Source organism: Chryseobacterium taichungense (assembly GCF_900109935.1).
Taxonomy (GTDB): Bacteria; Bacteroidota; Bacteroidia; order Flavobacteriales; family Weeksellaceae; genus Chryseobacterium; species Chryseobacterium taichungense.
The window spans coordinates 1-8,226 of record NZ_FOBV01000017.1 but is presented as its reverse complement, the minus strand read 5'-3'; the positions used below and the strand labels follow the sequence as shown (position 1 = coordinate 8,226).

General features: G+C 31.7%; 12 protein-coding genes. 7 read left to right on the top strand and 5 right to left on the bottom strand.

From position 1 onward, the window contains the following. The 3 genes from BMW64_RS20110 to BMW64_RS20095 all read right to left on the bottom strand — a co-directional run. Window positions 1–509, bottom strand: a 509-nt coding sequence (locus tag BMW64_RS20110) for a ParA family protein (RefSeq protein WP_090002466.1), incomplete at its 3' end; no start/stop codon positions are given. A 37-nt stretch (window positions 510–546) separates the two neighbouring features. Continuing rightward, entirely contained in the window at window positions 547–1,476 is a 930-nt protein-coding gene (locus BMW64_RS20105) for a replication initiation protein (protein ID WP_090002463.1), read from the bottom strand. A 397-nt stretch (window positions 1,477–1,873) separates the two neighbouring features. Further along, complete coding sequence (locus tag BMW64_RS20095) at window positions 1,874–2,095, bottom strand: hypothetical protein (RefSeq protein WP_090002459.1); 222 nt, start codon at window positions 2,093–2,095, stop codon at window positions 1,874–1,876. 418 nt (window positions 2,096–2,513) lie between these two features. On the opposite strand from BMW64_RS20095, the gene BMW64_RS20090 reads away from it, so the two are divergent. The 7 genes from BMW64_RS20090 (at window position 2,514) to BMW64_RS20060 (ending at window position 7,137) form a co-directional block, all read left to right on the top strand. After that, a complete protein-coding gene (locus tag BMW64_RS20090; RefSeq protein WP_090002457.1) occupies window positions 2,514–2,921 on the top strand; it encodes a plasmid mobilization protein in 408 nt (135 codons plus the stop codon). Beyond that, window positions 2,915–3,694 (top strand): relaxase/mobilization nuclease domain-containing protein, encoded by a 780-nt coding sequence (locus BMW64_RS20085; protein WP_090002455.1) that lies wholly within the window; start codon window positions 2,915–2,917, stop codon window positions 3,692–3,694. Before BMW64_RS20090 ends, BMW64_RS20085 begins: the two co-directional genes overlap by 7 nt. A gap of 20 nt (window positions 3,695–3,714) precedes the next feature. Beyond that, window positions 3,715–4,281: a hypothetical protein gene (locus BMW64_RS20080; protein ID WP_090002453.1), complete on the top strand. Its 567-nt coding sequence runs from the start codon at window positions 3,715–3,717 to the stop codon at window positions 4,279–4,281. A gap of 478 nt (window positions 4,282–4,759) precedes the next feature. Next, window positions 4,760–5,146, top strand: a complete 387-nt coding sequence (locus BMW64_RS20075) for a hypothetical protein (protein WP_090002451.1) — start codon at window positions 4,760–4,762, stop codon at window positions 5,144–5,146. A 94-nt stretch (window positions 5,147–5,240) separates the two neighbouring features. Continuing rightward, window positions 5,241–6,362 (top strand): pepsin/retropepsin-like aspartic protease family protein, encoded by a 1,122-nt coding sequence (locus BMW64_RS20070; RefSeq protein WP_090002449.1) that lies wholly within the window; start codon window positions 5,241–5,243, stop codon window positions 6,360–6,362. 143 nt (window positions 6,363–6,505) lie between these two features. Further along, a complete protein-coding gene (locus tag BMW64_RS20065) occupies window positions 6,506–6,790 on the top strand; it encodes a type II toxin-antitoxin system RelE/ParE family toxin (protein WP_090002447.1) in 285 nt (94 codons plus the stop codon). Window positions 6,791–6,828: 38 nt separating this feature from the next. Beyond that, window positions 6,829–7,137 (top strand): HigA family addiction module antitoxin, encoded by a 309-nt coding sequence (locus tag BMW64_RS20060; RefSeq protein WP_090002445.1) that lies wholly within the window; start codon window positions 6,829–6,831, stop codon window positions 7,135–7,137. 382 nt (window positions 7,138–7,519) lie between these two features. Here BMW64_RS20060 and BMW64_RS20055 read toward each other — a convergent pair whose 3' ends face one another. Together BMW64_RS20055 and BMW64_RS20050 are read right to left on the bottom strand one after the other, a co-directional pair. Beyond that, a complete protein-coding gene (locus tag BMW64_RS20055) occupies window positions 7,520–7,744 on the bottom strand; it encodes a hypothetical protein (RefSeq protein WP_090002443.1) in 225 nt (74 codons plus the stop codon). Window positions 7,745–7,804: 60 nt separating this feature from the next. Next, window positions 7,805–8,032, bottom strand: coding sequence for a hypothetical protein (locus BMW64_RS20050; protein WP_090002441.1), 228 nt, complete (start codon window positions 8,030–8,032; stop codon window positions 7,805–7,807). Between the last annotated feature and the right edge of the window lie 194 nt (window positions 8,033–8,226).

The window sequence follows — 8,226 nt, the reverse complement described above, 5'->3', positions numbered from 1 at the left end:
TTACTGATTGCAGAACGAGTAAAAGCAACCAAATCGGAAATGTAATTTTTTGCAATTGGGATTTTATGCTTTTCCATTGCTTCGTGCATTTCACTGGTTAATGTTGTATTTGGTTTTACCATATTAAAAACAATTAACGCCTTTTTTTCGCTCTTTGAATCTTTAATAATACTTATTGTATCTTCTATTGCTAAGAGGTCATAAATTCCGGTTTTTGTAGGTATTACAATAACATTTGCCAACTTAGACAATTCAGGAAGTTTCTCATTAAGATATGGCGGAGTATCAATAAAAATAAAATCGAAGTCTGATTTTAAGACATCATTCATTTCATCTGCAGAAAAAACCGGAATATCTGAAGCCGTTCGGGAACGCCATAAAGAACCTTGTAAATCCAAATCTATAATGCAGACTTTAACCTCATTATTTAACGCTAAAGCCATATTAAAAGTTAGAGTAGATTTCCCTACACCTCCTTTTTGATGTGTAGTCAAAATGATTTTTGCCATATAGTATATATGTATTTACGTATATACAAATATATGATTAATTTTTAACAGGTAACATTCCTTTTTTCTGATAGACCCCAACTAAGTAACCGACAGAATTTTCTATTTTCAGTTTTCTCTGCCTGATCTTTTCGTTCAGTTCTGTAATTAAGATGTCAAAATCCTTTTCTTTTTCTTTTCCGGCAATCAGCTCTGCTTGTTCTTGATTAAAGCCGTAAGCAACAAGTTTAGAGGCAAATTTTTGAAGATTTATAGAATTTTCAAAATTAATTTCTAACTGTTTAAACTTTTGAGAGTTAATATGCAGTGTTACCCAGTGAAAAGACCGACCTCTCTTTTTTAGTTCAAAATCAATTTCAATATCCGTGTTTTCATTGATTTGTTTTTTAGCAATATCTAAAACTCTTTCTTTGAATTGGCTTATTTTATCAAATTGTTCATTTCCTTTTTTGTCGATCAATCCAAGCATTTTTTTAAGTTCATCAATTTCAAAACGCTTACTTCCTACACTTCGCCATTGACAAGCAATTCCGTACAGCCGTTTTGCATATTTGGAAGAACAATTTAGAACCGATTTTAATTGAAGAGCTGTAAAATTATTTTTCAACTCAAAGAAATATTGGGTTGCCAAGGGATTAAGTGTAACAGTGAAGCTTCCGGTTCCGAGTAAATATTTAACCCTGGAGAATAACCAAATTTGTTCTATGCTCTCTTTTGTCTCAATTTCAAACATTCGAGAACCTATACTCTCCGTTGCTTCTCTCAATTGTTTTAAATTCCATTTGCGTCCTGTAATTACTTCAATATCATGCACATGAATAATGTATTCCAACTTCCCAACTTCTAAAGACGAAAGTATCATAAAAAGGATATCCATCATTGTAGCCGAATAATCGTACCTTCCTGAAGTGATAACATTATGCTGATAAATTAGTTTTTCATCTTTGTTAACATCTATTAATTCCATAATTATAATATTCAAAAACAAAAATAAGAATAAAAAACCACGTAATAAAACCACAGTGGTTTTATTAATGGTATTTAACACTTATAAAAAGTGGTTTTTAGCTTATAAAAAGTGGTTTTTAGCTTATAAAAAGTGGTTTTTAGCTTATAAAAAGTGGTTTTTAGCTTATAAAAAGTGGTTTTTAAGTTTATAATAGTTTGATAAACAGTATATTACAGCGTCTTAAAATACTAAAATAAGAAAGTAATAAATATTTTAAAGAATACGTTTGTTCAATCGGCCTTTTATCTTTTCTATTGGAGCGAAAATTTTTCGGACATCCTGTCATGTACAGAGTGGAAGAAAAACAAAAAGAAAGAAAAACAGAGATTCGAGAAAATCGGGTTGCGGACGGATGTTATGTATTACATAATATAATCAATAGATAAAAACTATTATTAGTGTGGTGATTTGGTGAGCTGTCCGGTTTTCTGATCAAGGCGATATCACTTCCGGAAGCGATCTTAATTTCCCCTTCAGCTTTTCTATTTTTCCCCTTTATTTTTTGCAGAATGTCTGGAGTGTTTTTGACTATTCCGGATTTTTGATTTTGTTTGTGGGCGATCTGAAGTATTATCATTTTGGACTGTTTTGATAGTGGGTAGAGCTGGGCGATATTTTGGAATTATGGGGATATGTACCTGAGTAAAATAAGCACAGGTTGCAGAATAAAAAGAAAATTGCTAAATTTGGTATGCGAATGTATGTTTTCAGTAAGGGCAAGTAGTACCTTTTGACGTCAAAAACCTACACTTCGTTGTATATTTTTGCCACAAAAGGGCAACTTGCTTTTCTCCTATCGTCGAAAAGGAGGCATAGCCCCTTTTATTATAGGCAGTGCCTGAGACATTTTTTAATAGTCGGAAAAAACAATAAAGGAGAATGAAATAAAAACAGCTCCTTAGTGCACAAGGAGCTGAAATTGTTAATCTAATAAAATTAACAATGATGAAAAAAAATATTTTGAAGAGTTACTAATATATAAAAAAAACTGAATTATGGAAGAAGAAAATACAGACGATTGGGAATCACTACTTCATGCAGAATTTGAGAAAGTCGATAGACAAAACCAATTTCGTGAAAGAGGAAAGCTCGGAGGTCGCCCCAAATTGGATGCTCCAAAATCTGCACGTTTGGCTCTTCGTTTTACACCTGCAGAGATGAAAGTGCTAAAAGAAAGAGCCGATAAAAAAAAGCTTCAGCTTACCGATTACAGCCGTTTGATTCTTTTGGAAAAAGAACTTCCGGACTATGAAAAAAACATCATGCTTACTAATTATGCAACGAATTTCCGGAGAATAGGTAATTATATGAAGAAAGAAATATTTACTCCCGAAGAAAGAACAGCACTGCTCAGAGAGATTGAGGAAGCGATCAAAGGCATCAAAAAGCAAGTCAAATGGTAATCTCTGCATCTACAAGAAATGTAAGTTCCCGATCCATTGCGTACCAACAGAGCGACAAGGAACAGAGTGTTGAAGTTTGCCGGAACGGACTTTCCGGAGAGAAGCCGAAAGACCTTTTTGCAGAGTTTAAAGAGATTGCGGATAAGAACACCCGAACCGAAAACAAATATGTAACGGCAGTAATATCGCCCCCGAAAGAATACAGCCAAAATTTAAGTATTCAGGATTGGGCGAAACTTGCGGAAGATTATCTGAAGAAAGAAGGAATCGGAAAGGACAATCAATATTTGGTACATCTGCACCAATCTACGGACGATAAACACCTGCATATTATCGCCAACCGTATCGATTATTATGGTAAAAATCAAGTGAAGAGCCACAATATCGGGGAAAGAGCATCCGGACACGCTGAAGTATTATCCAAAGAGCGGAGTTGGAAGACAGCAAAGGAAATCAGCGGAGAGAAGAAAGCGGAAATCAAAAACGTTTTACTCCAGGAAAAAAAGGAAAGTAAAAGTTTGAGTGATTTAGTCGACCGTATGGATAAAAGGGGATATATTATGCAGATCAGCGAGAACAGCAAAGGGCTAAACGGTGCAAGAATCATCCCGAAAGCAGATATAAATACAAATCCTTCAGTATTAGAAAAAGTAACAAAACAAGGCTTTAAATTGAGCGATATAGATCCGAAATTAAAGATTAAAGAAATTGCAATGGACATCGCCAAAAGCATGACCAAAGATGTATCGAGAGACATGGGAATGTCATTTTAAAAAATAAAAAAATATGAATTATGGAAGAAAATAAGAATCAAAATCAGGTAAAGTTTGACCCAAAGGCGGTGGTAGAAGACTTAAAAATAACTACTGCTGCACTTCAACAGGAAACCCAAAAATTAAACTCCGGAATCTCCGGAATGGATGCGAAGCTGAAAGAAGCCGGAACGCTGATCGATCACAGCCTGAAGGAACTCAAAGAAAGTGTTTTGGATATCCGAGTTGAAATCTCTCCGGAAGATCTGAAGAAGCTCGAAGCCTACAAAGATTATTTTAAGCACTACAAGCCTGTTCTGTATATTTCCCTGTTTGTGATGCTTTCGGGGTGGGGATTGGCTTTATTTGGTGGTTATTCAGGGTTTAAATATTATAAAGAAAGTGTTCGCACAAAAAAGGAAGTTCGCAATGTAGTATTGCAGGAAATAGCTAATGAAGGTAATATTATTGTAGAAAAAACCAAATGGGAAAGCTATGTAGAGCAGTCGCAGGTTCTCAGGGCGTGGCAGAAGTCGAACCCGAAAGACAGTAAATCATTAGAGGTCTATTATAAAGGCTATCAGGATTTTAAAAAAGGAAAGAAATAGAATATGTTTTTTCCGACTATATGTTTTCTTACAAAACCCGAAATCACAGAATAGATGCTGTATTCATTTACCAAGTTAACTCTAAAATATATTTATAGGATAATGTAAGAAATTATTTTACATACTGCATAATCGGCTTCGCCTACTCATGTATATCGAGGAGAATTATAAATTCTCTCGACATACATTCGGAAAAAAACATGTATGATTTCAAATATTGAAAAATTGAATTTACAATTTACACCCATATTTCTTTATATTTTATTACTTGTAATTTAAAGACTGCAATAGTAGTGGAAGTATTAAAAAAACGCAAAAAACAAATCTGGTAAAAATAAAAATAAAAAAAATTGAAGTAATTATAATGCGACGAGTTTTGTCGTTACCCACCTATATATTTGTACCAGTAATTAAAACAATCAAATCCCGGGCGATTATTTTTTAACCAATTTTTAACCAATTAATTAACCTTTTTATTATGAAAAAAATGCCATTTACTCCTGAAGGAGTACAAGTAAAACAAGAAGAAATTAACAAATTGTCTTTTGAAGAAAGACTTAAAATTTCTGAGTATGTTGCAAACAATCCTGTTGAATTTATTTCTGAGAATTTTGAAATGAGTGAAGAACAACAAGAATATCTAAGATCTCTTGAAATTGTTGATTTAAGAATCACTGGATTTAGTTTGGCAAGTGGGTTTTTAGGGCAAATCCCTATTGAAATGCAAGACACTACCCCTCCTTCGGCTTTTGCTGCTAGAGGAAAAAAGAAAAAAGAGCTTTCTACAAGTGTAAGTACATCAACCAATCCTCAGACAGGTTCAACTACTGTGACAGGTACCGTGATTGTTAAGTGGACTTGGTAATTTTAAAGAAAGATTCATTTTGAAATCAAAGGACTGCCTCACGGGCAGTCTTTTTTTTATCTTATATTTGCTTAACACCTTAGATAAATAAAACATGAAAAATATTAAAAAGCATTTATTTATAGTTACATTACTATTGTTTTCTTCATTTTTTAATGCTACAACAATCCCTTTTGAATTGATTGATGGGAAAATATTTGTACCAGTAGATATTAAAAAACAAAAGCATTATTTTTTGTTTGATACGGGTGCATTCACTATTATTTCTTCGGAACTAAAAGGCAAAATCAACGAAAAAAAGAGCAGTATAATTTTTGAAGCTAGTGATGCACATAACGTGAAATCAAAAATGGATGTTTTTTCAACAAATGATTTGATAGTATCCGATTTAAAATTTAAAAATGTAAATTTTTCCTTTACAGATGTTAGTTGGATGACTGGTCGGGCTTGTAAAAAAATCAGTGGGATATTAGGTGCTAATATGATGAAAGGTAAAATATGGCGTATTGATTTCAAAACAAAAACAATTAGCGTATTTGATAAGTCGTTAACAAATTCACCCACTTCAGTTACTATACCTTTTTCCGAAGATAATTTTACAAGTGTTCCTAGAGTGAAAGGAAAAATAAGAAATCAAGATGCTGAATTCATATTCGACTCCGGTTCCGGAATGGGCATTACACTTAGTCAAAATTTATATAATTCAATAAAAGACAGTGATTTTTTGACTTTTGAAGGCTTGTTATCACAAGGTTTAAATAGTGTAAACAAAGGCGAGAGACAAGTCGATTTAATGGAAATAGAATTTAACAAGACTAATTTAAAAAATCAAATTATTGATAGTAGCTCTGATCCACTAAATTTGATAGGTATTAGATTTATAGAAAACTATTTGGTTGATCTTGATTTTATCAATAATAATATTATTTTAAATTCAACAGATAAAACTCCTGAATATAATAGTTTTGGTATTTCTTTAGCTCCTATTGATAATAGTTTGATTATTGTAAATAAACTCCAAATTCCTTCATTATCAGAATTAAATGTAAGTGAAAAAATTCTTAAAATAAATGATATTGATGTATCTAAGATAACTGCAGAAAAATACTGTGAAGTAAGAAAAATATTAGATAACAGCAAAACTATCACAATAGAAAACGAATCTAATAAAAAGTTTATTCTAGAAAAGAAAAATGTTCTGCTTTATTTGAATTGAAAACTAAAATAGTTATAGGGTTAGTCTATCTATAAAGTTAATAGAAAATATTATTAATTTGGATTTCTCAAGCGTATTGCGTAACTTTACACTTTCTTAAAGTAAGAGAAGTTTAATAAAATAAATTAATAATAAATGTAATAATGATTAGCTCTTTTAAACATAAAGGTCTGAAGAATTTTTGGACCAAAGACGATGAAAGTAAATTACCATCTGAAATGGTAGTTAAGATAAGGATAATATTAGACCTTTTAGATAATGCAGAGGAAGTTCCCCATGACTTTGAAGCTTTTAAAAATTTAAGAATACATCCACTTAAAGGAAAATTAAAAGACTTTTGGTCATTAGATGTAACAGGTAATTATAGAATTATATTCAAATTTGAAAATAAAAATGTTTATGATTTAGATTTACTTGATACTCATTAACTTAATAAAATTTTAAAATCAAATAGAAATCGAACATTATGAAACCTATAACTCGTGCAATTAAGCACAATACGCATCCCGGAGAAATTCTTTCCGAAATGATTTTCAAAACTAATTTTTTGACTGTTGAAAAAGCTTCACAGCTTTTAGGAGTAACTCGTCCAAATCTTTCCAATATTGTTAATGGAAAAAGTGGAATTAGTCCTCTCATGGCAATCAGAATTTCAAGAGTTTTTGGTGGAAATCCTGGGATATGGTTAAGATTGCAGTATGCTTATGACTTAAGGCAAGCAGAAAAAGAGTTTGAAGAAAAAGATATTCACTTAGATAAATTTGAAACTGCATAAAGCAGAAATTTAAAACTTGAAAACTCTGGAATTAATTCCAGAGTTTTTTAATTTATTCGTGTGTTTAATACGGGCGTTTATCATGGTCACTTTAAATTGAAACCAGGTGGTCAATATCACTGGAATTTACAATAATAAGCAAATTATAAGCACAAAAAATCCGCCTCAGTTGTTACTGAGGCGGATTTTTTTATTAAATGTATTTATTTTAACAAAAGAAAAGTGTCTGCTCCATCACCATAACAATGATGTAAATCTGCATAATTAATAGCACTAGCTAAATCATCAAGATATTCTGCTGAACCTTCTGCAGCAGTTGACTCATAAGTAACTGTAACAGGACCAGAACAAGAATTGTAGCCGAATAATCGTACCTTCCTTATTATAAGCGTAGGAATGCGACAGATTTTACAAATCTCAATTCGTCATTGATATTGGCTTTGATACTAAAAAAACCTTCATTATTCGAAGTTGTTTTTTCATTTGTATTTATATTAATAATAAGTACATTTTTCAAAATATAACCTTGCTCTGAAAAAGTTTTTCCAGTAACTATATTTTGAGAAAACATTGAAACACTGAAAAAGAGGAAAAATAAGTATTTCATAAAACTATATATTTAAATCTAAAAACTATGCTTTATTTTAAATGAGGAAGGGCTTCCCATTTAAGATTTATAATAAATTTCGTTAATAGCTGAAAGAATTAATGTTTTCATATCTGTATTTTCTTCAAATGCTTTTTTGCGAAGAAATTCGTACGTTTCAACAGGTAAATTCATAAGGAATTTTTTAGTCAATGGTTTATCCTTAACAGGAACAACCATTTGCAATGGTGTTCTTTTTTCCTTTGTAAGATTTTTCGCAAAATCGCCTAATTTAGTAGGTTTTCCCATAGTATATATGTATATACGGATATATAAGATTAAATTTTTTCCAACACTTCACGAGTTAGATTTTCTATCTGCAGCTTGGCTTTTGGGTCTGTAATTTCATTACTGATTGCAGAACGAGTAAAAGCAACCAAATCGGAAATGTAATTTTTTGCAATTGGGATTTTATGCTTTTCCATTGCTTCGTGCATTTCACT

Excerpts from the sequence above, each read along its gene's own strand:
- BMW64_RS20105 (WP_090002463.1), bottom strand. The coding sequence starts at position 1,476 with ATGGAATTAATAGATGTTAACAAAGATGAAAAACTAATTTATCAGCAT.
- BMW64_RS20095 (WP_090002459.1), bottom strand. The coding sequence starts at position 2,095 with ATGATAATACTTCAGATCGCCCACAAACAAAATCAAAAATCCGGAATA.
- BMW64_RS20090 (WP_090002457.1), top strand. The coding sequence starts at position 2,514 with ATGGAAGAAGAAAATACAGACGATTGGGAATCACTACTTCATGCAGAA.
- BMW64_RS20085 (WP_090002455.1), top strand. The coding sequence starts at position 2,915 with ATGGTAATCTCTGCATCTACAAGAAATGTAAGTTCCCGATCCATTGCG.
- BMW64_RS20080 (WP_090002453.1), top strand. The coding sequence starts at position 3,715 with ATGGAAGAAAATAAGAATCAAAATCAGGTAAAGTTTGACCCAAAGGCG.
- BMW64_RS20075 (WP_090002451.1), top strand. The coding sequence starts at position 4,760 with ATGAAAAAAATGCCATTTACTCCTGAAGGAGTACAAGTAAAACAAGAA.
- BMW64_RS20070 (WP_090002449.1), top strand. The coding sequence starts at position 5,241 with ATGAAAAATATTAAAAAGCATTTATTTATAGTTACATTACTATTGTTT.
- BMW64_RS20065 (WP_090002447.1), top strand. The coding sequence starts at position 6,506 with ATGATTAGCTCTTTTAAACATAAAGGTCTGAAGAATTTTTGGACCAAA.
- BMW64_RS20060 (WP_090002445.1), top strand. The coding sequence starts at position 6,829 with ATGAAACCTATAACTCGTGCAATTAAGCACAATACGCATCCCGGAGAA.
- BMW64_RS20055 (WP_090002443.1), bottom strand. The coding sequence starts at position 7,744 with ATGAAATACTTATTTTTCCTCTTTTTCAGTGTTTCAATGTTTTCTCAA.
- BMW64_RS20050 (WP_090002441.1), bottom strand. The coding sequence starts at position 8,032 with ATGGGAAAACCTACTAAATTAGGCGATTTTGCGAAAAATCTTACAAAG.